We start from the raw sequence: 23,519 nt of genomic DNA on the forward strand, positions 1-23,519 counted from the left end.
CCCGAGGCGGCCGCATCCGGCCCGGCGATAGGCTGGCCGGATGCGGCGCGTCCTCATCCTCGGCTCGACCGGTTCCATCGGCACCCAGGCGCTCGATGTCGTGCGGGCCAACCCCCGGCGGTTCGAGGTGGTGGGTCTCGCTGCGGGATCCGACCGCGAGACGCTCGAGGCGCAGGCGACCGAGTTCGGCGTCGAGAGCACCGCACTCGGGGCCGTCGAGGCCGAGCAGCTCGTGCGCGATGTCGACGCGGATGTCGTGCTCAACGGCATCACCGGCTCCGTCGGCCTCGGTCCGACCCTCGCCGCACTCGAGACAGGTCGCACGCTCGCCCTCGCGAACAAGGAATCGCTCATCGTCGGCGGCGACCTCGTCACGGCCCTCGCACGCCCCGGGCAGATCGTCCCGGTCGACTCGGAGCACTCCGCCATCGCTCAGGCGTTGCGGTCGGGGGAGCGCAGCGAAGTGCGCCGGCTCGTGCTGACGGCATCCGGGGGCCCCTTCCGGGGCCGCAGCCGCGCCTCGCTCGAGGACGTGACCCCGGCCGAGGCCCTTGCGCACCCGACATGGGACATGGGCCGCGTCGTCACGACCAACTCGGCGACCCTCGTCAACAAGGGCCTCGAGGTCATCGAGGCGCACCTGCTCTTCGCCGTGCCCTACTCCGAGATCGACGTCGTCGTGCATCCGCAGTCGATCGTGCACTCGATGGTCGAGTTCGTCGACGGCTCGACGATCGCGCAGGCCTCGCCGCCCGACATGCGCCTGCCGATCTCGCTCGGGCTCGACTGGCCCAACCGCATCGCCGGCGTCGGCCGGCCGCTCGACTGGACCACTGCGACCTCGTGGACCTTCGAGCCGCTCGACGACGCCGCCTTCCCCGCCGTGCGCCTGGCGAAGCAGGTCGGGCGGGCCGGCGGCACCTACCCTGCCGTGTTCAACGCCGCCAACGAACAGGCGGTCGACGCGTTCCACGACGGACGCCTGAGCTTCCTGGGCATCATCGATGTGATCGAGCGCGTGGTCGACAAGCACGACGCCCCTGACACCCTCACCCGGGACGCTCTCGCCGACGCCGAGGACTGGGCACGCCGCAAAGCCGACAAGGTCATCGCCGCAGCATCCTGACGGCGCGACCCGTCGTGCCGGCCGACCTCTCCGGCTGGCGTTGCTCCCTCACCCGTGGTCCCGGTCCCGACCTCATTTGAGGAGGATTGCCGAGATGCGGATCGCGGTAGAAGGATGCCTCCGCATCTCGGCAGCTGTCCTCAATTGAGGAGGGCAGCGAGAACGTCCTCAATTGAGGAGGGCGGCGAGAACGTCCTCAATTGAGGAGGGCGGCGAGAACGCCGGGGGAGCCCCGAAGAGGTGCTCAGGCCCGCGGATAGACCGGACGCAGGGGGTCGGATGCCGGGGTCTCGTGCTCCGGGTACGGCACCGGCCAGTGCGGCTCGGGCACGGGCCAGCCGGCCTCGCGCAGCGCGCGGCGGGCGAGCTCGCGCGCCGAGTAGGGCGTGCGGACACCGCGGATGTCACGGTAATCCTGGTGACCGGGGCCGGCCCACAGGATCGCGTCGCCGTCGCCGACGAGCGCGACGGCCTCGATGATCGCGCGCTCGGGCGGCGAGAACTCGTGGATCTCGGCATCCGGCTGCGCGCGACGCGCGCCCTCGACCAGGGTGGCGCGGATCGAGTCCGGGTCCTCGTGACGAGGGTGGTGGTCGGTGATGACGAGGATGTCGCTGCCCTCGACGCCGGTGCGGCCCATGTCGTGGCGCTTGGTGGCGTCGCGGTCGCCGTCGGCGCCGAACAGCATGACGACCTTGCCCGGCGTGACGCGGCGCACCGCCGAGAGCGTCTTCTCGAAGGCGTCGGGGGAGTGGCCGAAGTCGACGTACACCGCGGGTCCGGTCTCGCCCGAGACGAGCTCGGTGCGACCCGGCAGATAGGCCTCGATCCGGCCGCCGTCGAGGGCCTCCACCAGGCGCTCCCAGGTGTAGCCGCCCTCGTGGATCATTACGATCGCGAGCCCGGCGTTGGCGGCCATGTGCCGGCCGATCACGGGGACGAGCGTGGTCAGGGTGCGCCCGTCGCGGGCGGTGAGGCGGAACTCGGTGCCGACCTGGCGCTCGTCGAGGATCTCGACCACCCAGTCGGCGGCGGCCGCGGCGTCCGGATCCGACGCGAGGGCGGGCGTGCCCACGGTGACCGTCGGCACCTCGCTGCGCGCAACGACCTCGGCCCCGGGCTCCGAGTCGACGCAGACGACGGCGCGACGCGCGCGGTCGGCGCGGAACAACGGCAGCTTCGCCTCGAAGTACTCGCGCATGTCGGCGTAGTCATCGAGGTGGTCGTGGGTGAGGTTCGTGAAGCCGGCGACGTCGAACACGATGCCGTCGACACGGCGGCGGCTGAGCGCCTGCGCGCTCACCTCGACGGCGACCGCTTCCACGCCGCGCTCGCGCATGAGCGCGAGCAGCGCGTGCATCTCGTACGCCTCGGGGGTCGTGAGGCGCGACACGATGACCTGCCCGGCGATGTGGCGCTCGGCGGTCGACGACAGTCCGCTCGTCACGCCGAGCTGCCCGAGGATGCCCTCGAGCAGGTGCGAGACGCTCGTCTTGCCGTTGGTGCCGGTCGTGCCGAACAGCGTGGGGAGATCGTCGTCGCGTCCCGTGCTGTAGACCCAGGCCGACAGCTCGCCCAGGACTGCTCGAGGATCGTCGACGAGCACCACGGGCAGCCCGCTCGCGGCCGCGGCGTCGGCTCCGGCAGCATCCGTCACCACCGCGACGGCGCCCTTCTCGGCGGCCGTGGCGGAGAACTCGGCTCCGTGGCGGTTGACTCCCTGCACGGCGACGAACACGTCGCCGGGGCGGAGGTCGGCGGTCGCGAGGGTGAGGCCCGTCAGCGTGGCGTCGGCGACGTCACCGCGGACGTCGACGGCGAAGCGTGCCGCGAGGTCTGCGAGCGAGTGTGTCGGCGGCGCGTCGGGGCGGAGTACCGGGGGCAGGTTCGAAGGCGCGTCGGTCGGCATGGCGCATCCATCTTCGCATGGGGGCCGGTCGTCGAGCGGCGGGTGGTGCGCTCGCCCGACGACCGGCGGGGGTTCGCGTCAGGCCCTGCGGCGTCCGCGCACCAGCACGACCACGAGCGCCGCGATCCCGGCGGCGAGTCCGCCGGCCGCCAGCCAGCGCGCGACCGGGTCGGCGGAGGCGACGGATGCTGCAGCCTCGGCATCCGCGGCGGCCGCGTCGTCCGACGCGTGGCCGGAACCGTCGGCGTCAGCGTGCCCGGAACCGTCGGCGTCCGCCGCGGCGCCCACGGCGACCAGCGGCGCGGGCGCATCGAGGTCGTGCGGGTCCTCGCCGTCCTCGGCGATCTGGGTCCAGGCGGTCTCGCCTGCAGCACACGTCTGCGTCACGGGGAACGCGAGGGTCGTGCCGGCCGTGCCCTCGGTGAAGAGCACGTCCATCGAGACGGCGGCTGCGAACCCGTCCTCGACCGGGGTGTCGGCGGTGTACACGACGCGGGTCGGCACGCCGTCGGTGCCGAGTTCGCGAGTGATCGTCCAGCCGCCCTGCACGACGGGCGTCGCGTTGCCGACGCCCGCGGGGATGTCGACCGCGAGGGCCGTCGTGGGGGAGCCGTCGCAGCCGTGTGAGAACGAGAACGTGAGCGTCTCGGTGCCGCCCGCCGCCGCCGTCTCGGGGGTGACGTGGACGTGGGCGGATGCGGCGAGCGGCGCGCCGATCGCGAGTGCGAGGCCGGCGGTGACGCCGATCACGACGCGGCGGGTGCGGGAGGAACGGGAGATGGAATCGGTCATGGCTGTGCTGTCGTCTTTCGTCCGGGTCGTCGGCGGGATCGCCGATCGGGGCGCACCGGCGGGAGCCGGACGCGCGAGAGGGTTCCGGCGCGCGCATCGGGCGCGGGCCGGCGACGGTGCGGCGCGCGGCGCCGCTCAGACGAGTGCGGGAGGACCGCGCCGCGAGACGTCGGACAGGACGATCCGTGCCGCGACGACCGCAGGGCCGTCAGGTACCGGCACGAACCGCGGCATCGTCGGCCGCGGCGCGATCGCGCGGGCGCGCGAGAAGAGCGAACGGATGCCGCGGCCCAGGGCGCGCAGCATCCGTTCCCCGCCGTACAGTGCGACGACGGTCGCGATCGCCGCGAGCACGTGCGCGGCGAACATGGGGGCGTCGGGGAGGACGACGGCGCTGAGGTCGCCGCCGAGGTGCGTCACGTGGTGCCCGTGAAGCGCGGCGGGATCGGCGTCGGCGGTCACGGCGAACGCGACGTGGAACAGTCCCTGGCTCGCGAGCACCGTGGCGCCGACGCGCCACGCGGCGAGCCGCCGGCCGATGAGGGCGACCGCGACGGGAGCGGCGAGGATGCCGACCGCCGCGACGAAGGCGGGAGACGGTGCGCCGCCCCCGCCGAGGGTGTGCGCCGTGGCGGCGACGACGGTCGCGACCCACGCGGCAGCGGTGCCGCGCAGCGCGCGCACGTGGCGTGGGGTCACGGCTCCTCCTCGCGTCGAGCCTACGGGAGGAGCGAGGCGCCCTGCGTCCGCCCGCGGTGGGCGGCCGTCACACCCAACTCAAAGGCTGGCGCGGGTACCGTGAGCGTGTGGAGATCCTCGCGTTCGTCATCGGTGTCGCCCTCATGGTCGTGGGCCTCGCGGTGTCGATCGCGCTGCACGAGCTCGGCCACCTCTGGCCCGCCAAGAAGTTCGGCGTGCGCGTCGGCCAGTACATGATCGGGTTCGGCCCGACGCTGTGGTCCAAGCGGTGGCGCGGCACCGAGTACGGGTTCAAGGCGATCCCGCTCGGCGGCTACATCTCGATGGCCGGAATGTACCCGCCGTCGCCGCAGGCGGCGACACGTGACGGCCGGGCCGCCGGGGGCTTCTTCGCGACCATGGTGCAGGACGCCCGGGACGCGAACGACGAGACGCTGCACGGCGATGACGACACGCACGTCTTCTATCGCCTCCCGATCCACAAGCGCATCGTCGTGATGCTCGGCGGTCCGCTGATGAACTTCTTCTTCGCGATCGTGCTGTTCTCGATCCTGCTCACCGGGATCGGTGTGCAGACGGCGACCACCGAGGTCGCGCGCCTGTCGGAGTGCGTCCCCACGACGAGCTCGACCGAGTGCGCCGACGGGTCTCCCGCGGCTCCGGCCGAGGCCGCCGGCATCCAGCCCGGCGACGTCATCGTGTCGATCGACGGGGAGCCGGTCGCGGACTTCGCCGAGGCATCCGCCATCATCCGCTCGTCGCCCGGCGAGCAGCTGACCTTCGTCGTCGAACGCGACGGCAGCGAGCAGACGCTGCAGATCACCCCCGCCACGATCCAGACCGAGGTGACGGCCGCCGACGGCACGACCGCCACCCAGCAGGTCGGGTTCGTGGGCATCGGTCCCAGCGTCGAATACGTGCAGCAGCCGATCTGGGCGGGGCCGCAGATGGCCGTGCAGAACGTGGGCGCGGTCGCGGGGATCATCTGGCAGCTGCCCGTCAAGGTGTGGCAGACCGGGGTCGACCTCGTCACCGGCCAGGAGCGCGACCCGAACGGCCCGCTCAGCATCGTGGGCGCGAGCCGCCTCTCCGGCGAGGTCGCCGCCGCCGACTCGCCCGTGCTCAACCGCGTCGCGGGGTTCCTGTCGCTGCTCGCGTCGCTGAACATCGCCCTGTTCGTCTTCAACCTGATCCCGCTGCTGCCGCTGGACGGCGGCCACATCGCGGTGGCCCTCTGGGAGGGCATCAAACGGGGGTGGGCGAAGCTCGCCCGTCGCCCGCCGCCGAAGCCGGTGGACGCGACCAAGCTCGTGCCGCTCACGTTCGCCGTCTTCGTGGCCCTGCTCGTGATGGGTGGCATCCTCATCCTCGCCGACCTCTTCAACCCCGTCACGCTCTTCTGACGCCCCGCGCACCGGCCGCGAAGAATCCTGGTCGGTCGTGTCGAAATCGGTCTTGTCCGTTCGCTGTAGGGATGCAACGGTTCCACTGACGAAAGGACACGACCGTGAAGTACGTGATCATGTTCACCTCGACCCCCGAGCTCGACGCCGCCGTGCCGGATGAGCGCCGCCAGGAGGTCTACGGGCGGATCTACGAGTGGTTCGGCATGAACGCCGACAAGATCGACGATTCCGGCGCCGAGCTGCACCCGGTCAGCACGGCGACGACGGTGCGCTCGGGCGATGACGGTCCGGTCGTCGCCGACGGACCCTTCTCGGAGGCGAAGGAGGTCATCGGCGGGTTCAGCGTGATCGACGTGCCCGACCTCGACGCGGCGATCGAGCTCGTGAAGACCTGGCCGTCCCTCGAGTTCCCGGGCGTGGCCGTCGAGATCCGGCCGATGGTCGTCGACTACAGCCAATTCGAGTGATGTCCGCAACGGATGCCGCGGCCCCGCGCGAGCCGGATCACCCGGTCGGCGCCGGGGACGCGGCATCCGATCGTCTTCTCGTGAGCGTCGTGCGCGAGGAGTCCGCACGCATCACGGCGGCGCTGACCGTCTCGTTCGGAAGCTTCGACGTGGCCGAAGAGGCAGTCGCCGAAGCGGTGGAGGAAGCGCTGCGCGAGTGGCGCGGCCGGGGGATCCCGCCGAAGCCCGGCGCGTGGCTCATGCAGGCCGCGAGGCACAACGCCCTCGACCGGGTGCGGCGCGAGCGCGTGCTCCGAGACAAGGTCGCGCTGCTCCGACCTGACCTGTCGGTCGACGGCGCGCCGGCGGATGAGCGGCTCCCGCTCCTCTTCGGATGCTGCCACCCCGCGCTCGCGCCCGACGCCCAGCTCGCCCTCACTCTGCGGGCGGTGTGCGGCCTCACGACCGTGCAGATCGCCCGCGCCACGTTCTCGACCGAGTCCGCCACCGCGCAGCGGATCTCGCGGGCCAAGCGCAAGATCGCCGACAGCGGCATTCCCCTGCGCGTTCCCGAGGGCGCGGACGCCGCCGCGCGCCTCGACCTCGTGCTCACGATCGTGTCGGTGATGTACAGCGAGGCCCACTTCGTGGCGGGGGCGGATGCCGCGGCAGACCGCGACCTCGCCGACGATGCGCTGTGGCTCGCCCGGGTGGTCGCCGAGGCGCTTCCTCGCGCCGCAGAGGCGTGGGGACTGCTGTCGCTGCTGCGGTTCCACCGGGCCCGCGAGTCGGCGCGGTCGGTCGACGGCGAGCTCGTGCTGCTCGCGGAACAGGACCGCACACGGTGGGATGCGGCGCTGCTCGCCGGCGCGCGTGACGCACTCGGGCGGGCGGCACGCCTGCGGCGGCCCGGACGCTGGCAGCTGCACGCGGCGATCGCGGCGTGTCACGCGGATGCCGCCGATGCGGCGTCCACCGACTGGCTCCAGGTGCTGACGCTCTACGACATGCTGCTCGCGTACGACCGGTCGCCGGTGGCGCGGCTCAACCGTGCGGTCGCGCTCGCACGGGTCGACGGCGCGGCCGTCGCGCTCGCCGAGGTCGACGCGCTCGAAGCCCCGCTCGCACGATCGCATCTGTGGCACGCCGTGCGGGCGTCACTGCTGCGCGACCTCGGACGCGACGACGAGGCGCTCGCCGCGGACCTCCGCGCCCTCGAGCTCACCGCCAACGAAGCCGAGCGCCGCCTGCTCGCCGCCCGCACCGGCTCTGCCCCCGGTTGTTGAGCCGCAGCATCCGTCGCCCGGTTCGGAGTTTGGGGCGCGCGTTGTTCGTCGGGGCGCAGAAGGTGCGCCCCGACGGAGGAAATGCGCCCCAAACCCGGTGGCCGGGCCGACGTGTGGCAGTCGTCAGGCGGGGACGGGACTCAGCGCCTGTTCGACCAGGCGCTGGAGCGTCGTCATGCCGTCGCGCGACAGGATCGACTCGAGGTGGCCCTGCACGGACGCGAAACCGGGGCCACGCAGCGCGTAGACGTCACCCGCCGCGTCGGCGGCGACCTCCGCCTCGCCTACGCGCGTCGTTCCGGCGGGGACGCGCGCGGTGAAGGTGTTGTAGAAGCCGATCGATGCCGGCATGCCGAACACGTCGACCGACTTCTGCAGGCCCTGGTGCGGCGCGTCGAGCGGAGCGAGGTCGATGCCGAACGTGTCGGCGAGGATCTGGTGGCTCAGGCACACCGCGAGGAGCGGCCGGCCGGCGGCGCGGCGACGCGCCACGACCTCGCGCATGCGATGGATGCGGGGGCTCGACGCGTCGCGCGGGTCACCCGGCCCCGGCCCGGTCACGAGGAGCTCCGCCGCATCGATCTGCGCGTCGGAGACCTCGCTCCACGGCGAGATCTCGACCTCGAGCCCGAGGTGGCGCAGCTGGTGGGCGAGCATCGTGGTGAAGCGGTCCTCGGCGTCGACGACGAGCGCCGAGCGCCCCGCGAAGGGCCCGGGTTCGCCCGAGCCCTGCGGGTTCAGCCAGAACTCGGCGAGGCGGCCGTTGCGCGACGCCAGCAGCTCGGCGATCGCGGCGTCGTCGGCGAGGCGTCGGGGGGCCGCCGCCGGGGCGTCCTCGTCGATGACCTCGCTGCGCGCGGCCGCGGACTCGGCCTCGGCGTCGCGGGGAACGGCGCCGATCGCGCCGAGCACGCCGGCGGCCTTGCCGTGGGTCTCGCCGACCTCGCCGTAGGGGTCGGAGTGGCGCACGAGCGTGGCCCCGACCGGCACGCGCAGCCGGCCGTCCTGCAGGTAGGCGGTGCGGATGAGGATCGGTGCGTCGAGGTCGTGGGTCGCCTCGCCCGCCCCGCCCGGTTGCTGAGCCTGTCGAAGCACGCGCGGTGTGAAGAGCGCCGCGACGCCCGAGTAGTAGCCGCGCGGGGTCGTCTCGTGACGGGTGATGACCGTGCACGCGTTCTGCATCGGCGAGCCGGTCACCGTCGGCGCGAACATCGTCTCGCGCAGGATGTCGCGCGGGTCGAGCTTGCTGCGGCCTCGCAGCACGTACTCGGTGTGCGTCAGCCGCGACATCTCCTTCAGGTGCGGCCCCGTGATGCGGCCGCCGTCCGAGCAGACGGCGCTCATCATCTTGAGCTCCTCGTCGACGACCATGAAGAGCTCCTCGGTCTCCTTCGTCGAGCGGAGGAACTCGCTGAGCGTCTCGGGGGTCGCCCCTCCCGCCGGGTGGCGGAACGTGCCGGAGATCGGGTTCATCGTCACGACACCGTCACGTGCGCTCACGTGCGCCTCGGGGCTCGCGCCCACCGCGACATGGCCGGGGGTGACGACCGCGAAGGTCCAGTACGCGCCCCGCTCGTGCTCGAGGAGAGCCCGGAACCACGTCAAGGCGGCGGTGGCGGCATCCGTCGACACGCCCGCGGTGAAATCGCGACGGATGACGAAGTTGGCGCCCTCGCCGCGACCGATCTCGTCGGCGATCACCCGCCGCACGATCTCGGCGTAGTCCTCGTCGGCGATGTCGAAACCGGGGTCCTCGAGCGGGACCGCGGCGGTCGGCAGCTGTGCGAGGGCCTCGTCGCGGGGGAGCGAGGTGCGGCTCTGCACGATGAGGCACCGCAGCGGCGCACCGTCGTCGTGGCACTCGAACCCGCGCTCGCGCACCTGACGGAACGGGACCAGGGCGAGCACCTCGTTCGGCGCGCCGGACGCCCCCGTCAGCGGGATGTCGGCGAGGAGGTCGACGTCGACGACGTCGCCGGTCAGCACCTCGACGGTGCGGTCGTCACGCGCGATGAGCGCGAACGGGAGACCGCTCGCAGCGAGGTCGGGAAGGGACGGGGAATCGGGCCCGGACATGTGCATCGTCTTTCGTCGTGGGGCGGAGTCCCGTACGAAAAAGAAGACCGCCCCGTGGGCGGTCTGTGGTCGCGCGAAACCCACCGCCTATGCGGTGAGCCACCAGGAGAGGTGCGCGGACATGCGCCGAACCTACCACACGCCCGATCCGGCCATCGGCCCACCGGCCCCGCGTTACGCACCATACTGAGGCCAGCCCGTTTCCACGCATCCCCGCCTCGCGGAGGTACGCCATGACCCAGCTGACCATCACCGAGCGCTCGCCCGAGCCCGAACGGCCGGAGCCGCGCCGTCGTCGCGGTCCGTCGATCGCCGACCGCATCCGCAACATGGGGGAGCAGCGCACCGGCGCTCTCCTGCTGGTGCTCGCGACGCTCGTCGCGATCGTCTGGGCGAACATCTCCGCCACGTCGTACCACGACTTCTGGGAGACCGCGCTGACGATCGGGTTCGGCGACATCCATCTCGAGTTCACGCTGCACGCGCTCGTCAACGACGCGCTCATGGCCATCTTCTTCTTCACGGTCGGGCTCGAGGTGCGCCGGGAGTTCGCGATCGGCGAGCTCACGAGCTGGTCGCGCGCGATGATCCCCGTGATGGCCGCCCTCGCGGGCCTGCTCGTGCCGGCGGGGCTCTTCCTCGCGATCGCCGCCGGGTCGGGCAGCGAGCACGCGTGGGGCGTGGTGATCTCGACCGACACCGCGTTCCTCGTCGGCGCGCTCGCCCTCATCGGGCCTCGCGCCTCCGGCCGATTGCGCGTGTTCCTGCTCGCGCTCGCGGTCGTCGACGACATCGGAGCGCTGAGCATCATCGCGCTCTTCTACACCGAGAACTTCACCCCGTTGCCGCTCGTCGTGGCGGCGGTCGGGCTCGCGGGCATCTACTTCACCCGCTACGTGCGCCGCGGCCGCGGCCCCATCTACGCGACCCTGTCGATCATCGTGTGGCTCGCGTTCCTCGCGTCCGGCGTGCATCCGACGCTCGCCGGTGTCGCGATCGCCCTGCTGATCCCGGTCTACCGGCCGAATCGCCGCGACGTGGAGCAGGCGCTCGAGCTCGCCCGGGTGTTCCGCCAGTCGCCGAACACCGAGTACGCCCGGCAGGCGGCGAACAGCCTGCGCGAATCGATCTCGATCAACGAGCGCCTGCAGTCGGCGTACTCCCCGTACGTGGCGTACGTCATCCTCCCGCTGTTCGCGCTGGCCAACGCGGGTGTCGAGATCTCGGGGCCGATCCTCGCGGCGGCGGTGCAGTCGCCGGTCACATGGGCCATCATCGTGGGGCTCGTCGTCGGCAAGTTCGTCGGCGTCTTCGGGGCGGCCGCGATCATGAAGGTGTTCAAGCTCGGCGAGTTCGGACTCGGCCTCACCCTGGACCGCATCGCCGGCGGCGCGATGCTGTGCGGCATCGGGTTCACGATCTCGCTCTTCATCATCGATCTCGCGATCGACGACCCCGGCGTGCAGAACGAGGCGCGCGTCGGCGTGCTCGCAGCATCCGTCCTCGCGTTCATCCTCGCGGCGATCGTGTTCCGCATCTCGGACGCGCGACGGCCCGACGATGACGGCGGGCGCACCCTCGTGCGTGAGGTCGACCCCCAGCGCGACCACATCTACGGCGACGTGAACGCGCCGCTCACGATCGTCGAGTACGGCGACTTCCAGTGCCCGTTCTGCCTCAAGGCGTCCGGATCGATCGAGGAGGTGCGCCGCGAGCTCGGCGACCGGCTGCGGTACGTCTGGCGGCACGCCCCGCTCGAGCGGCAGCATCCCAACGCGCTCGCCGCGGCGGAGGCCGCCGAAGCCGCGAATCTGCAGGGCAAGCTGCCGGAGTTCTCACGCAGCCTGTTCGCCGATCAGGACCACCAGCTGCCGTCCGACATCATCCGGCGCGCCCGCGAGCTCGGTCTCGACGTCGAGCGCTTCGAGGAGGACCTCAGCTCGCCGAGGGTGACCGAGCGGGTGCGCGACGACATGCTGGATGCCGAGGCGATGGACATCACGTCGGTGCCCACGTTCTTCATCAACGGCGTGCGGCACGTCGGGCCGTACGATGCGCGCACGCTCGTGCGCGCCCTCACGGGCTCGGAGGCGGCAGAGACCGGCACCCAGCCCGAGCCCCGCGCCGACGCGTAGTCGCGCCTGCGGCGTTCCACGCTTGCTCGCTCGGCCCCGTCCGCAAGCGGCCGGGCCTCACTCGCTGCGCGTAGGCTGTCAGACGTGCCAGCCGTCAACATCGGGATGCCCAAGGTCCCCGAAACGCTCGCCCCCCGTCGCAAGACCCGCCAGATCAAGGTGGGCAAGGTGCTGGTCGGTGGCGATGCCCCCGTGAGCGTCCAGTCGATGACGACGACGCCGACGACCAACATCAACGCCACCCTCCAGCAGATCGCCGAGCTCACCGCCTCGGGCTGCGAGATCGTCCGGGTCGCCGTCCCCTCGCAGGACGACGCGGACGTGCTGCACATCATCGCGGCGAAGAGCCAGATCCCGGTGATCGCCGACATCCACTTCCAGCCGAAGTACGTCTTCCAGGCGATCGACGCCGGGTGCGGCGCCGTGCGCGTGAACCCCGGCAACATCCGCAAGTTCGACGACCAGGTCGGCGCGATTGCGGCCGCCGCGAAGGCGGCCGGGGTGTCGCTGCGGATCGGCGTGAACGCCGGCTCTCTCGACAAGCGCCTGCTGGAGAAGTACGGCAAGGCGACGCCCGAAGCGCTCGTCGAGAGCGCCGTGTGGGAGGCATCCCTCTTCGAGGAGCATGACTTCCACGACTTCAAGATCTCGGTCAAGCACAACGACCCGATCGTCATGGTGAAGGCGTACCGCCTCCTCTCCGAGCGCGGCGACTGGCCCCTCCACCTCGGCGTCACCGAGGCGGGCCCGGCGTTCCAGGGGACGATCAAGAGCGCGACGGCCTTCGGCATCCTCCTCGCCGAGGGCATCGGCGACACGATCCGCGTCTCGCTCTCGGCCCCGCCGGCCGAAGAGGTCAAGGTCGGCCACCAGATCCTGCAGTCGCTCAATCTGCGCGAGCGCAAGCTCGAGATCGTCTCGTGCCCGTCGTGCGGCCGCGCCCAGGTCGACGTCTACACGTTGGCCGACGACGTGACCGAGGGCCTCAAAGACATGACCGTCCCGCTGCGCGTCGCGGTCATGGGCTGCGTCGTGAACGGCCCGGGCGAAGCCCGCGAGGCCGACCTCGGTGTCGCGTCGGGCAACGGCAAGGGCCAGATCTTCGTGAAGGGCCAGGTCATCAAGACGGTGCCCGAGGCCGACATCGTCGCGACCCTCATCGAAGAGGCGAACCGCATCGCCGACGAGATGGGCCCTGACGCGCCGATCGGCACCGCGCAGGTCGTCACGTCGTAGCGCCGGCGCCGGTCATCGCGGTCCGGCTCACCGCCGCGCGTGGTACCGGCCTGCGATGAACGCCGCCGCGACCTTGAGCAGCGGCGCCTCGCCCAACCGGTAGTCCGCGCCGCGCGCGAGACGGTCGGCGAGGTCGGGCCTCAGGCTGCGGAGGTACTCACGTCCGACCGCGGCGTGGGGCGAGTTCGACACGACCTTGATGGCATCCGCGTCCTCGACGAGTGCGATCGCATTCTCGATGTTCTCCTGCGTGGTCGTGCTCGTCGAGTCGAGCAGGATGCGCCCGGCGTAACCGCGACTCTCCCGGGCGTAGCGCGCCATCAGCTCGGCTTCAGGGATGTCGCCGCCGACGCTGCCGCCGCACAGCACCAGCACGCTCTCGCGCGCCCGAGGACTCTGCGAACGGAGCCCGACGCGAACGCGGTACCTGTTGACGAAGTTCGCGGTCGGCCCTCGATCGCGGTAGCCGAGGACCACCACAGCCTCGATGCCGTCTTCGCCGGCGCTGACGCCGAGCGCGCGGTGCGAGGCGCGCCAGTTCACGTACTCCGCCCACGCGAGCACGCCCAGGCCGGCCGCTGTCGCGGCCACCGCGAGCGGGGGGATCAGTCGACGCACACCCCGACCCTACGGGCACGGTCACGGCGCCCGTGGCAGGATCCGAGGGTGCATCACCCCTCCACGCCGCCCGTCGACGCCGGCCTCGGCCGTCTGTCGCCGCGGCAGCGTGCCCTCGTCGCCGCGTGGCTCCCCGGCGCTGAGGTCATCGCCGACCTCAGCTGGAACCAGGTCGAGACCGTCGTGCTGCAGGTGCGCCAGCGCGATCGCACGCTCATCGTCAAGGCGGGAGGCGACACCGATCACCACCTCGGCCGCGAGCTCGACGCGCACGAGGGCGGGTACGTCTCCCCGTGGGCGGAGCGCGGCCACGCGGCCAGGCTCCGGTGTGCCGATCGTGAGGCCCGCGTCCTGGTGCTCGACTGGCTTTCCGGCGAGCTGGCGTACCGCACGGCCGCAGGCGTCGACCCCGAGGTCCATCGTCGTGCGGGCGCGCTGCTGCGGCAGTTCCATGCGCAGACGACGCAGCGCTCTGCGGGGACGGATGCTGCCGTCACCCGCCGCGCGATCGCCTGGCTGGACTCGTCCCACGCGATCGCGCCGGACGTCGAGCGCCGGCTGCGAGCCATGCTCGCCGCGCTGCCGCCGATCGAGGACGACCTCGTTCCGACCCACGGAGACTGGCAGCCGCGCAACTGGCTGGTCGACGGCGACGAGGTACGCGTCATCGACTTCGGGCGCTTCGCGTTCCGCCCCGCCGCCACGGACTTCGTGCGCCTCGCCGCGCAGGAGTGGCGTGAGAACCCCGCGTGCGAGTTGGCGTTCCTCGATGGCTACGGCCCGGACCCCCGGCTGGGCCCACGCGCCCGAGGCTCCGCGCAGCGCGAAGCGATGCGTGGAGAGGCGTGGGGACCGTCCCACTGGATCCTCCTGCGAGCGCGAGAGGCCATCGGCACGGCCTGCTGGGCGCATCAGGTCGGCGACGCCGAGTTCGAGGCGCAGGGGCATCGCATGATCGCGGACGTGCTCGCGGAGTTCGAGGCGCGCTGAAGCCTGCCGCACGGGGCCCTGCGAGGGCTCCGTTACTGTGAGCGCATGGTGCACTTACGCAGGGTCGGCGATGTCGAGGTGTACGAGCGCCTGCGTTTCGTGCCGCTGACGGTCGGGGCGGCCGCCGCGGGCATCGTCCTCGTGCTGCTGCCGGCGTTCGACACTCGCTACCTCGGATTCTCGGCCGGGCTGGGTCTCGTGGTGTGGCTGCTGTGGGCGTTCGCGGTGTGGCCTCGCGTGACCGTGGAGACCGACGCGGTGCACGTGCGGAACACGTTCACGACCACCCGGTTCGCGCTCTCCGCCCTCGACGGCGTGACATCGGGCTTCACGCTCGACTTCCTCCTCCGCGGCGGCCGGCGTGTGCGGGCGTGGGCGGTGCCGGGGCAGCAGAACCTCGCCATGGAGGCGATGCGATCCGCGGACGCGCACGCGAGCGGGTTCCAGCCCGTCAGGCGGGTCGCCGAGCTGACGGTCGGCAGCGCGACCACGCCCGCCGGCCAGGTCGCGGCGTCCATCGCGCGCAGACTCGCTGTGGCAGGCGCGGGGCAGGTCGGCGTCACCGATCCGCCGGCGGATGCCGTTCGTCGGGTCAACGTGATCATGATCGCGGTGACCTGCCTGGTCGTGGTTCTCGCGGTCGCCGGCATCGCGGGCGTCGCATCGTGACCGCATCGCGAGGATCGCGACGGCACGAGGCATGACCGAGGACTCCTCGACCGGCGCCGCGGCGGCGGATCCTTCGCCCGCTCCGGCCGAGACCGCACCGCTGTCGCGGCCGATCGTCGCGGGGATCGTGACCTCCCTCGTCGGCGTCACGAGCTCGTTCGCCGTGGTGCTGACCGGCCTCGACGCCGTCGGGGCATCGCGCGCGCAGGCGGCGAGCGGCCTCCTCGTGCTGTGTCTCACGATGGGGGCGTCGGCGATCCTCCTGGCGTGGCGCTATCGCATGCCGATCACCGTCGCGTGGTCCACGCCGGGCGCCGCGGTGCTCGCCGCCACCGGAGCCGTCGAGGGCGGCTGGCCTGCGGCGGTCGGCGCGTTCCTCGTGACCGCCGGCCTCATCCTCCTGACGGCGCTCTGGCCGCAGCTCGGCCGGCTCATCGCGCGGATCCCGCCGTCGATCGCACAGGCCATGCTCGCCGGCGTGCTGCTTCCGCTGTGTCTCGCCCCGATCACCGGGCTCGTCCTCAACCCGTGGGGCGTCGTGCCGGTCCTCGTCACGTGGCTCGTGTTCGTGCGGCTCGCGCCGCGGTGGGCGGTGCCGCTCGCGTTCGTCGCGGCATCCGTCGTCGTGGCGGTGGATGTCGCGGTCACGGGCGCGACGATCGATCCGGCGCTGCTCGTTCCCCGACTCGAGTTCACGGCGCCGACGCTCACCTTCGGTGCCGTCGTCGGACTCGCACTGCCGCTGTTCCTGGTGACGATGGCGTCGCAGAACGTACCGGGCATCGCGATCATGCGCAGCTTCGGCTACCAGGTGCCGTGGCGGCCGGCGATGCTCGTGACCGGTGTCGGCACCGCGATCGGCGCGACGGCCGGCGGGCACGCGATCAACCTCGCCGCGATCAGCGCCGCGCTCGCCGCAGCACCGGATGCGGATCCCGACCCGAAGCGGCGCTGGGTGGCGGGCGTGTCGACGGGTGCGAGCGGCATCGTGCTCGGCGGGTTGTCGGCGGCGCTCGTCGCACTGGTCGTGGTGGCGCCGGAAGCTGTGATCCCGGCGGTCGCCGGCATCGCGCTGTTCGGCGCCTTCGGCTCGGCGGTGCAGCAGGCGATCGACGATCCGGGGGAACGGCTGCCGGCCGTGGTGACGTTCCTCGTGGCCGCGTCGGGCGTCGCGATCGCGGGCGTGAGCGCCGCGTTCTGGGCCTTGGTGGCAGGTCTCGTCGTGCGTGAGGTGCTGCACTTCGGCCGCCGCTCGCGCTGAGGCCGCCACATCTGTCAGGAGCGGAGGGGATGCGACGAGCGGAGGTCGACTTCGGCGCTTTCAGCCCTCCCCTCCTCACATTCCCTCCGCTCAGGACGCGGCGGGCGTCAGCTCTCGCGGGCCGCGCGGCGCCGGAGAAGCGACGCGTAGACGCCGAGGAGCCGCGGCACGACGACGTAGACCGCGAGCGGCACGACGACGGCGGTGAGTACCAGTGCGCGGAGGATGGGATGCCACGACTCCGACACGGGGGCGAGCAGCAGCATCCCCACCGACACGAGAGGGAAGATCGCCAGCCACGTGATCACGGCGCGGACATGGACGGACGGCGCGGGAGCGGGTGCCGCCACGCGAACGGGCTCGGTGCTCGAAGAAACGGACATGTGCGGCATCCTTCCGAAAAGCCAACTGAATGGTTGCAACTGGCTCGTTGTAAGTGAATCACCGCGCGAATAATTCCGCAACCACTTAGTTGGATTTCTTCGTTACCATGGGCGCATGGCGTGGGATACCGAGCGCACGAGGCGGCTGCTGCTTGACGCTGCGACGGTGGAGTTCAGCGAGCACGGGCTGGCCGGCGCACGCGTGGACCGCATCGCCGCCGCCGCAGGCGTGAACAAAGAGCGCATCTATCAGTACTTCGGCAAGAAGGACGAACTGTTCGCCACGGTGCTGGCCGAGGCGCTCCAGGCCGCGTTGCAGGCGGTCCAGGTCGAGGGCACCGGGCCTCAGGCCGTGGGCGACTACGCCGCGCGGCTGTTCGATCACCACATGGCGAACGGCCACATCCCGCGCCTCGTCTACTGGGAAGGACTCGAACGCGGCATCGCGGCGGCGGAGAGCCCGGTGCGAGCCGAGTTCCACGCCGAGAAGGTCACGCGCATCCAGCGCATGCTGCCGGGTGTCGGTCGCGTCGAGGCGGGGGAACTGCTGCTCACCCTCGTGAGCCTCGTCAATGCCTGGCCGGTGCTGCCGCAGCTCGACGCCCTCATCGTGCCCGACGCCGGCGACGGCGCCGCGCGCACCGCGGCACGACGCGCCGCGATCGTCGCCACGGTGACGGCTGCCGCGATTGCTGTTGCGGCGTCCGCCTCGGCCGAGCCCGCCGCGCCCTGACGCCCTAGTCAGATCAGTGCAGCGTCCCGCCCGGCGTGGCGGTGTCTTCGGCGACGTCGAGGCTCGTCCGCACGGCGATCTCGAGCGCACGGGCGATGTCCGAGAGCGGCAGGGCGGCAGACTCCGTCGTCGGCGCGTGCTCGGTGGACCAGGGCACGTGCACGAATCCGGCACGGGTTCCGGATGCCGCGGCCTCGAGCGCAGTGAAGAACACGTGGTTGCACACGAACGTGCCGGCCGAGTACGACACCTCGGCGGGGATCCCGGCGTCGGCGATGCGCCGTGCGATCTCCTTCACGGGGAGCGTCGCGAAATGGGCGGTTGCGGCACCGGGAACACTCGGCACGTCGACGGGCTGGTCCCCGTCGTTGTCGGGGATGCGCGCATCGACGAGGTTCACCGCCACGCGCTCGACGCCGATCGCGGCGCGACCGCCCGCGAGCCCGGCGGCGATCACGATGTCGGGCCGGTGCTCTGCCAGCAGTGCGCGCATCCGCTCCGCTGCGCCCGCGAACGTCACCGGCAGCACGGCGGTGACGAGCGCTTCGGGCCCTTCCCAACGCGAGGCCACGAGAATCACGGCGGCTCCCGACGGATTGGAAAGGTCGCCGCCGAACGGCTCGAACCCGGTGAGCAGCACTGTCGTCATGCGACCACGCTATGCGCTGTGCTCGAGCACGACGGTGCCCGAATCGATGTCGGTGGACGTGAGGCGCAGTCGCACGGTCGCCCCCGCCCCCGCGTCGAGCCCCGCGACCTTCGCGGTGACCGGCGGATCCGTGAGCTGCACGCGGGCGCCGTCGCCGCGCAGGCCCAGCACCACGGCTTCGAACACCTGGCCCTCGTGGCCGGAGAGGAGCGCCGCCTCGACCCGGTCGACGGTCGCCGCCCCGAGACGATTCGCGACGCCGTCACTGCGTGCCATGATCTTCGGCAGCGACGCAAGGCTCTCCCGCGCCCACGCAGGCACATCCCGCCCGTTCGCGAGCGCCTCGCAGATCACGAGCGACCAGCGATCGACGAGTCGCCGCAGCGGCGCCGTGGTGTGCGCATAGGGTGCGCCGATCGCCGCCTGCAAGGGGTCGGCGGGCGGTGCGCCGTCGAAGGCCGCGTACCCCGCGCCGCGGAACAGGCCCGCAGCGGCATCCAGGATCGCGAGCGCGGCGGGCGAATCGCGGTCGAGACCGCGCAGGTAGTCGCCGTACGAGACGTCGGCCGGCCACGGGATGCCGAGCGCCACCGTCTGCGCTCGGAACGCGGCGACGTCGTCGGCCTCGGCAGCGGGCATCGTCCGCAGGATGCCCACGCGACCCTCCAGCATGATGTCGGCGGCAGCCATTCCGGTGAGGAGCGAGACCTGGGCGTTCCAATCCTCGATCGCGAGCGGAGCGTCGCGTTCGAGGCGGTGACCACCGTCGTCGGCGACGATGCGGGTCTCGGGCACGTTCAGGCTCGCCCCGCCGCGCTCGGCCTCGCGTTCGAGCCGCAGCGGGCCGAACCACGCGAGCGCATCGAGGCTCGGCGGAGCGGTGCCGGCGTCGATCACGGCCTGGGCGTCGACGTAACTCCATTGCGCGCGCGACCGGATCACGGCGCGTCGCAGCGTCGTCTCGAGGGGGCGAGCCCCGTCATCGAGGACGAACCTCCAGACGAACGCCCGACGGTCCTGATCCGGCAGCAGCGACGCCGCCTCCTCGCTGATGACGACGGGATGCAGTGGGATCCGACCATCAGCCGCGTACAGGGTCTGCCCGCGCAGCCGCGCCTCCGCGTCGATCGCCGCGCCCGGGGTCACGAAGGCGGGGAGGTCGGCGATCGCATAGTGAAGCACCGCCCCGGTCGGCGTGCGCTCGATGTGAAGGGCCTGGTCGAGGTCGGTGGAGCCCGCGGGATCGATCGTCAGGAACTCGATGTCGCGCAGGTCGGCGAGCTCCGCTGTTCCCGGATCGGCGGAGACGGCGCGGGCGGCGCGCTGGGCCTCGGCCTCCACGTCAGCGGGGAAGCCGGCCGGAAGCTCCAGCTCCTCGCGCAGGTGCGCGAGCGACTCGACGAGCTCGTCGTGGGTTTGTGCAGGAGCGAGTCGAGGTCGGCGTGCGGGCACCCGATCAGTGTAGGGACCGGGGTGCGTGCGAGGCCGGGATTGACATCGGCGCGGGGGCGCAGCATCCATTCGCCCTAAACTTGACCCTCGTGGTCACCCGTCTGTCGCACTTCTTCCTCCGCACGCTCCGTGAAGACCCCGCCGACGCCGAGGTCACGAGCCACAAGCTGCTCGTGCGCGCCGGCTACATCCGGCGCCAGGCGCCAGGCATCTTCGCGTGGCTGCCGCTGGGTCTGCGCGTGAAGGCCAAGGTCGAACAGGTCATCCGCGAGGAGATGACGAACGCCGGAGCGTACGAGGTGCATTTCCCCGCGCTGCTGCCGCGCGAGCCCTACGAGATCACGAATCGGTGGGAGGAGTACGGCGACGGCATCTTCCGCCTGAAGGACCGCAAGGACGCCGACTACCTGCTGGCGCCCACGCACGAGGAGGTCTTCACACTCCTCGTGAAGGACCTGTACTCGTCGTACAAGGACCTGCCGCTCACGATCTACCAGATCCAGGACAAGTACCGCGACGAGGCGCGCCCCCGCGCAGGCCTCCTGCGCGGCCGCGAGTTCACCATGAAGGACGCGTACTCGTTCGACTCGTCCGACGCCGGACTCGACGCGAGCTACATGGCGCAGCGCGACGCGTACGAGCGCATCTTCCAGCGCCTGGGTCTCGAGTACGTCATCGTGCAGGCGGATGCGGGGGCGATGGGCGGTTCGCGCTCCGAAGAGTTCCTGCACCCGACCGCCGTCGGCGAAGACACGTTCGTGCGCTCGGCCGGCGGATACGCGGCCAACGTCGAGGCGTTCACGACCGTCGCCCCCGAGCCGATCGCGCTCGACGGGCTCGGCGGCCCGGTGATCTTCGACTCGCCGAACACGCCGACGATCCAGACGCTCGTCGACCACTCGAACGCGCACCTCGACGCACCCGCTTCGGGGATCGCCGGCCCCGCCACCGACGGCGTCACCGAGTGGACTGCCGCGCACACCCTCAAGAACGTCGTACTGGCGCTGACCCACCTCGACGGCACCCGCGAGCTCGTGATCGTCGGCGTGCCCGGCGACCGCGACGTCGACGACAAGCGCGTCGAGGTGGCGTTCGCGCCGGCCGCCGTCGAGCCCGCCACCGAGCAGGACTTCGCGGCGAACCCGCTGCTCGTCAAGGGCTACATCGGCCCCTGGTCGGAGACCGGCGCCGTGCTCGGCGAGGAGTCGGCGACCGGCATCCGGTTCTTCCTCGACCCCCGGGTCGTCGACGGCACCGCGTGGGTCACCGGCGCCAACATCGACCAGAAGCACGTGCACACCCTCGTCGCAGGCCGCGACTTCACCGGTGACGGATTCGTCGAGGTCGCCAGCGTCCGCGCGGGTGACCCCGCACCCGACGGCTCGGGTCCGGTCGAGCTCGCCCGTGGCATGGAGATCGGGCATGTCTTCCAGCTCGGCCGCAAGTACGCCGACGCGCTGGGCCTCAAGGTCCTCGACGAGAACGGCAAGCTCGTGACCGTCACGATGGGCTCGTACGGCATCGGTGTCACCCGCATCCTCGCGATCATCGCCGAGCTGAACAACGACGCCAAGGGCCTCATCTGGCCCGCCTCGGTCGCGCCGTTCGATGTGCACGTCGTCGCGGCCGGCCGCGAACCGGTGATGTTCGATGTGGCCGCACAGCTGTCGGCCGACCTCGAGACCGCGGGCCTCGACGTGCTCTACGACGACCGGCCCAAGGTCTCGCCCGGCGTGAAGTTCGGCGATGCCGAGCTCGTGGGCGTGCCGAAGATCGTCATCGTGGGCCGCGGCGCCGCCGACGGCCAGGTCGAGCTCTGGGACCGCCGCACCGGCGACCGCGAGGTCGTCTCGGTCGCCGACGCCGTCGCCCGCCTCAGCGCTCGCTGAGGGTCGGCGGGTCGTCCGTCACGATGACTTCGGGACGGGGCGCGGGACCGAGCTCGGGCACGGGCGGCGCCGGCGGGGGAGTGAAGCGCGGTTTCTTCCGGAAGTAGTGGCCGACGGGTCGCAGGAACGGCAGGATCGCCGCTGCGATCGCCGTGAGGAAGAGGGCGCCCACGACCACCCAGAACGTCGTGTCGCCTCCGACCTCGGGGCCGACGAACGACACCGATGATGCCGCGGCCTGCCACGCCCACCACTGGTTCGACACGATCACCATCGCGAAGCCCGCGGCCGGCAGTGCGAGGACGGCCAGCACCACACGCGCCGCGCGGCTCGCGCGCCGCAGTCGCAGCACGAAGACCACCTCGACGACCACGAGCGCGAGGGTGGGCAGGCCGATCGGCACGTAGACGAAGAGGATGTCCCAGGCCGGACCGCCGACCTCGGCGGCCTGACCGAAGACGAGTCCCATCCACGCGAGCCCGACGGACTGCACGAAGATCAGCACCCACCAGAGGTAGAACGCTGCGACCACGGGCCAGGGCGCGCGGGGCCGCGGAAGTTCGGCCGTCTCCGGCTGTTCGAGAGTGATCGGAGTGCTCATCACGGTGTCTCCGCCCAGAAGACCGACTTGATCGTCCCGTCGGGCTCGAGCAGATCGAACTCGTATCCGCCGTTCGACACGTCCTCTTGCGAGACATCGAAGATGTCGTAGTACGTGAGGGTGCCGTCGCCGTTGTCGCGCCCGCCGTCCTCGATGGTCGGATACCCGGGGATCGACACCATCGTGTATTCCATGTAGTCGCCGTCGTACACGAACCAGTAGCTCGGAGGCGCAGTCCACGAGAAGCAGTCCAGCCCGCCGTCGGGCGTCGCCTCCATCGTGACGGGCACGGCGACATACATCCCGTTCTGCGGCGGCGCCGCGGCCTTCTCGGTGACGTCCACGGGGGCATCCACCCTGAACGTCGCGATGTCGCGTGGTTCCATCGCGGCGGTCGGCGCGACCGTGATCGTCCTGCCGTACGGGAACGAGGGTTCGGAGATGGTGTCGACCCCCACCAGGTCCGGAGCGAAGAAGGCCGAGGAGTAGGCGTCGGCGTCGATGTCGATGTCGTCCGGCGGGGTTCCCGAGAGCAGCTGGCAGTCCGCGTAGCCGTACACATGGACGCCGAGATCGGGCTGCGGGATCGCGCTCGCGGCTCCGAACACTCCTGCGACCAGCGCCATCACCACCCCCGCGACCGCGGCCGCGGAGCGACGCCCGCGGCCTTCGAGCGCGACGACGCCCGCTGCGATTGCAGCGACGGCGAGAGCCACGGTGACCGACGGCCCCGCGGTCCGGCCCCACCCGGCGAAGAGCATGAGCAGGCATGAGAGCAACGCCGCCGCGCCGAGCGCGAGCGCGAGGACGGCGGGCAGCCGCGATCGAGCGGGCGCCGCCGACCCTCTGTCGAGGGCCGGCGGCGGACCGACCGGGGGGATGACGTATGCAGTCGGGGCAGCTTCCTGCTGCACCACCACCCCCTCGGCGGCCGCTCGTGGTGCGGGGCTGTAGCCGACGTCGCCGTCACCGGCGTCACCGCCGCGGCTCCACGGCTCGTCAGCACTCATGTCGCACCCCCAGTGGCATCCGCTCCCTCGCGCATGCCATGTGTCCCCAGGCAGAATGATGCACCCGACAAGCGTTTTGATACAACGGTGTATCCGAATCGATCCGTCGCGCCTCGTCCCGCGTGGCGAGAACGTTCACGCGTCGTCCACCGA

General features: G+C 71.6%; 21 protein-coding genes. 11 read left to right on the plus strand and 10 right to left on the minus strand.

Going from position 1 to position 23,519, the window contains the following annotated elements; all coding sequences use genetic code 11:
* Positions 1-40: 40 nt before the first annotated feature.
* Positions 41-1,126 carry a 1-deoxy-D-xylulose-5-phosphate reductoisomerase gene (dxr, locus tag Q9R33_RS16510; protein ID WP_311294425.1) on the plus strand — a complete coding sequence of 362 codons (1,086 nt, stop codon included), beginning with the start codon at positions 41-43 and terminating at the stop codon, positions 1,124-1,126.
* A gap of 244 nt (positions 1,127-1,370) precedes the next feature.
* Here dxr and Q9R33_RS16515 read toward each other — a convergent pair whose 3' ends face one another.
* The 3 genes from Q9R33_RS16515 to Q9R33_RS16525 form a co-directional block, all read right to left on the minus strand.
* A complete protein-coding gene (locus tag Q9R33_RS16515) occupies positions 1,371-3,035 on the minus strand; it encodes a UDP-N-acetylmuramoyl-L-alanyl-D-glutamate--2,6-diaminopimelate ligase (protein WP_311294426.1) in 1,665 nt (554 codons plus the stop codon).
* Positions 3,036-3,113: 78 nt separating this feature from the next.
* Positions 3,114-3,827, minus strand: coding sequence for a YcnI family protein (locus tag Q9R33_RS16520; RefSeq protein ID WP_311294428.1), 714 nt, complete (start codon positions 3,825-3,827; stop codon positions 3,114-3,116).
* A 135-nt stretch (positions 3,828-3,962) separates the two neighbouring features.
* On the minus strand, positions 3,963-4,526 hold the full coding sequence (locus Q9R33_RS16525) for a hypothetical protein (RefSeq protein WP_311294429.1): 564 nt from the start codon (positions 4,524-4,526) through the stop codon (positions 3,963-3,965).
* 107 nt (positions 4,527-4,633) lie between these two features.
* On the opposite strand from Q9R33_RS16525, the gene Q9R33_RS16530 reads away from it, so the two are divergent.
* The 3 genes from Q9R33_RS16530 to Q9R33_RS16540 all read left to right on the plus strand — a co-directional run bounded on the left by Q9R33_RS16530 (position 4,634) and on the right by Q9R33_RS16540 (position 7,664).
* Positions 4,634-5,929 carry a M50 family metallopeptidase gene (locus Q9R33_RS16530; RefSeq protein WP_311294430.1) on the plus strand — a complete coding sequence of 432 codons (1,296 nt, stop codon included), beginning with the start codon at positions 4,634-4,636 and terminating at the stop codon, positions 5,927-5,929.
* 104 nt (positions 5,930-6,033) lie between these two features.
* The gene (locus Q9R33_RS16535) at positions 6,034-6,399 is read left to right on the plus strand and encodes a YciI family protein (RefSeq protein ID WP_311294431.1); all 366 of its coding nucleotides are present in this window, start codon (positions 6,034-6,036) and stop codon (positions 6,397-6,399) included.
* Entirely contained in the window at positions 6,399-7,664 is a 1,266-nt protein-coding gene (locus Q9R33_RS16540) for a DUF6596 domain-containing protein (protein ID WP_311294432.1), read from the plus strand. Before Q9R33_RS16535 ends, Q9R33_RS16540 begins: the two co-directional genes overlap by 1 nt.
* A 123-nt stretch (positions 7,665-7,787) precedes the next feature.
* Here the strand turns inward: Q9R33_RS16540 and Q9R33_RS16545 are convergent, their stop codons facing one another.
* Complete coding sequence (locus Q9R33_RS16545) at positions 7,788-9,740, minus strand: chorismate-binding protein (protein ID WP_311294433.1); 1,953 nt, start codon at positions 9,738-9,740, stop codon at positions 7,788-7,790.
* 233 nt (positions 9,741-9,973) lie between these two features.
* Between Q9R33_RS16545 and nhaA the strand changes: the two genes are divergently transcribed.
* Positions 9,974-11,875: a Na+/H+ antiporter NhaA gene (gene nhaA, locus Q9R33_RS16550; protein WP_311294434.1), complete on the plus strand. Its 1,902-nt coding sequence runs from the start codon at positions 9,974-9,976 to the stop codon at positions 11,873-11,875.
* Between the two features lie 84 nt (positions 11,876-11,959).
* Positions 11,960-13,111 carry a flavodoxin-dependent (E)-4-hydroxy-3-methylbut-2-enyl-diphosphate synthase gene (ispG, locus tag Q9R33_RS16555; RefSeq protein WP_311294435.1) on the plus strand — a complete coding sequence of 384 codons (1,152 nt, stop codon included), beginning with the start codon at positions 11,960-11,962 and terminating at the stop codon, positions 13,109-13,111.
* A gap of 27 nt (positions 13,112-13,138) precedes the next feature.
* On the opposite strand, the gene Q9R33_RS16560 is transcribed toward ispG, so the two are convergent.
* Positions 13,139-13,729 carry a YdcF family protein gene (locus Q9R33_RS16560; RefSeq protein ID WP_310248345.1) on the minus strand — a complete coding sequence of 197 codons (591 nt, stop codon included), beginning with the start codon at positions 13,727-13,729 and terminating at the stop codon, positions 13,139-13,141.
* 48 nt (positions 13,730-13,777) lie between these two features.
* Here Q9R33_RS16560 and Q9R33_RS16565 point away from each other — a divergent pair, with 48 nt between their 5' ends.
* From Q9R33_RS16565 to Q9R33_RS16575, 3 genes are read left to right on the plus strand one after another with little or no spacing between them, the layout of a single operon-like run.
* Positions 13,778-14,719: an aminoglycoside phosphotransferase family protein gene (locus Q9R33_RS16565; RefSeq protein WP_311294436.1), complete on the plus strand. Its 942-nt coding sequence runs from the start codon at positions 13,778-13,780 to the stop codon at positions 14,717-14,719.
* A 45-nt stretch (positions 14,720-14,764) separates the two neighbouring features.
* Positions 14,765-15,388, plus strand: coding sequence for a hypothetical protein (locus Q9R33_RS16570; RefSeq protein ID WP_311294437.1), 624 nt, complete (start codon positions 14,765-14,767; stop codon positions 15,386-15,388).
* 31 nt (positions 15,389-15,419) lie between these two features.
* Positions 15,420-16,649 (plus strand): benzoate/H(+) symporter BenE family transporter, encoded by a 1,230-nt coding sequence (locus Q9R33_RS16575; RefSeq protein ID WP_310248336.1) that lies wholly within the window; start codon positions 15,420-15,422, stop codon positions 16,647-16,649.
* A 107-nt stretch (positions 16,650-16,756) separates the two neighbouring features.
* On the opposite strand, the gene Q9R33_RS16580 is transcribed toward Q9R33_RS16575, so the two are convergent.
* Positions 16,757-17,032, minus strand: a complete 276-nt coding sequence (locus Q9R33_RS16580; RefSeq protein ID WP_235560250.1) for a hypothetical protein — start codon at positions 17,030-17,032, stop codon at positions 16,757-16,759.
* A gap of 115 nt (positions 17,033-17,147) precedes the next feature.
* Between Q9R33_RS16580 and Q9R33_RS16585 the strand changes: the two genes are divergently transcribed.
* Positions 17,148-17,765, plus strand: a complete 618-nt coding sequence (locus Q9R33_RS16585) for a TetR family transcriptional regulator (protein WP_311294438.1) — start codon at positions 17,148-17,150, stop codon at positions 17,763-17,765.
* A gap of 13 nt (positions 17,766-17,778) precedes the next feature.
* Here the strand turns inward: Q9R33_RS16585 and pcp are convergent, their stop codons facing one another.
* Together pcp and Q9R33_RS16595 are read right to left on the minus strand one after the other, a co-directional pair.
* Positions 17,779-18,414 (minus strand): pyroglutamyl-peptidase I, encoded by a 636-nt coding sequence (gene pcp, locus Q9R33_RS16590; RefSeq protein WP_311294439.1) that lies wholly within the window; start codon positions 18,412-18,414, stop codon positions 17,779-17,781.
* A gap of 9 nt (positions 18,415-18,423) precedes the next feature.
* The gene (locus tag Q9R33_RS16595) at positions 18,424-19,866 is read right to left on the minus strand and encodes an RNB domain-containing ribonuclease (protein WP_157549692.1); all 1,443 of its coding nucleotides are present in this window, start codon (positions 19,864-19,866) and stop codon (positions 18,424-18,426) included.
* Between the two features lie 89 nt (positions 19,867-19,955).
* Between Q9R33_RS16595 and Q9R33_RS16600 the strand changes: the two genes are divergently transcribed.
* Positions 19,956-21,755: a proline--tRNA ligase gene (locus Q9R33_RS16600; RefSeq protein ID WP_056371471.1), complete on the plus strand. Its 1,800-nt coding sequence runs from the start codon at positions 19,956-19,958 to the stop codon at positions 21,753-21,755.
* Here the strand turns inward: Q9R33_RS16600 and Q9R33_RS16605 are convergent.
* On the minus strand, positions 21,742-22,356 hold the full coding sequence (locus tag Q9R33_RS16605) for a hypothetical protein (protein ID WP_311294440.1): 615 nt from the start codon (positions 22,354-22,356) through the stop codon (positions 21,742-21,744). The genes Q9R33_RS16600 and Q9R33_RS16605 overlap by 14 nt on opposite strands.
* The gene (locus Q9R33_RS16610; RefSeq protein WP_311294441.1) at positions 22,356-23,366 is read right to left on the minus strand and encodes a hypothetical protein; all 1,011 of its coding nucleotides are present in this window, start codon (positions 23,364-23,366) and stop codon (positions 22,356-22,358) included. Before Q9R33_RS16610 ends, Q9R33_RS16605 begins: the two co-directional genes overlap by 1 nt.
* Between the last annotated feature and the right edge of the window lie 153 nt (positions 23,367-23,519).

The organism is Microbacterium sp. PRC9 (assembly GCF_031844125.1).
In the GTDB taxonomy this organism is placed as follows: Bacteria; Actinomycetota; Actinomycetes; order Actinomycetales; family Microbacteriaceae; genus Microbacterium.

Bases quoted from the DNA above. Each gene is read 5' to 3' on its own strand.
- dxr (WP_311294425.1), top strand. From the start codon at position 41: ATGCGGCGCGTCCTCATCCTCGGCTCGACCGGTTCCATCGGCACCCAG.
- Q9R33_RS16515 (WP_311294426.1), bottom strand. From the start codon at position 3,035: ATGCCGACCGACGCGCCTTCGAACCTGCCCCCGGTACTCCGCCCCGAC.
- Q9R33_RS16520 (WP_311294428.1), bottom strand. From the start codon at position 3,827: ATGACCGATTCCATCTCCCGTTCCTCCCGCACCCGCCGCGTCGTGATC.
- Q9R33_RS16540 (WP_311294432.1), top strand. From the start codon at position 6,399: ATGTCCGCAACGGATGCCGCGGCCCCGCGCGAGCCGGATCACCCGGTC.
- Q9R33_RS16545 (WP_311294433.1), bottom strand. From the start codon at position 9,740: ATGTCCGGGCCCGATTCCCCGTCCCTTCCCGACCTCGCTGCGAGCGGT.
- nhaA (WP_311294434.1), top strand. From the start codon at position 9,974: ATGACCCAGCTGACCATCACCGAGCGCTCGCCCGAGCCCGAACGGCCG.
- Q9R33_RS16570 (WP_311294437.1), top strand. From the start codon at position 14,765: ATGGTGCACTTACGCAGGGTCGGCGATGTCGAGGTGTACGAGCGCCTG.
- Q9R33_RS16575 (WP_310248336.1), top strand. From the start codon at position 15,420: ATGACCGAGGACTCCTCGACCGGCGCCGCGGCGGCGGATCCTTCGCCC.
- Q9R33_RS16580 (WP_235560250.1), bottom strand. From the start codon at position 17,032: ATGTCCGTTTCTTCGAGCACCGAGCCCGTTCGCGTGGCGGCACCCGCT.
- Q9R33_RS16585 (WP_311294438.1), top strand. From the start codon at position 17,148: ATGGCGTGGGATACCGAGCGCACGAGGCGGCTGCTGCTTGACGCTGCG.
- pcp (WP_311294439.1), bottom strand. From the start codon at position 18,414: ATGACGACAGTGCTGCTCACCGGGTTCGAGCCGTTCGGCGGCGACCTT.
- Q9R33_RS16605 (WP_311294440.1), bottom strand. From the start codon at position 22,356: ATGAGCACTCCGATCACTCTCGAACAGCCGGAGACGGCCGAACTTCCG.
- Q9R33_RS16610 (WP_311294441.1), bottom strand. From the start codon at position 23,366: ATGAGTGCTGACGAGCCGTGGAGCCGCGGCGGTGACGCCGGTGACGGC.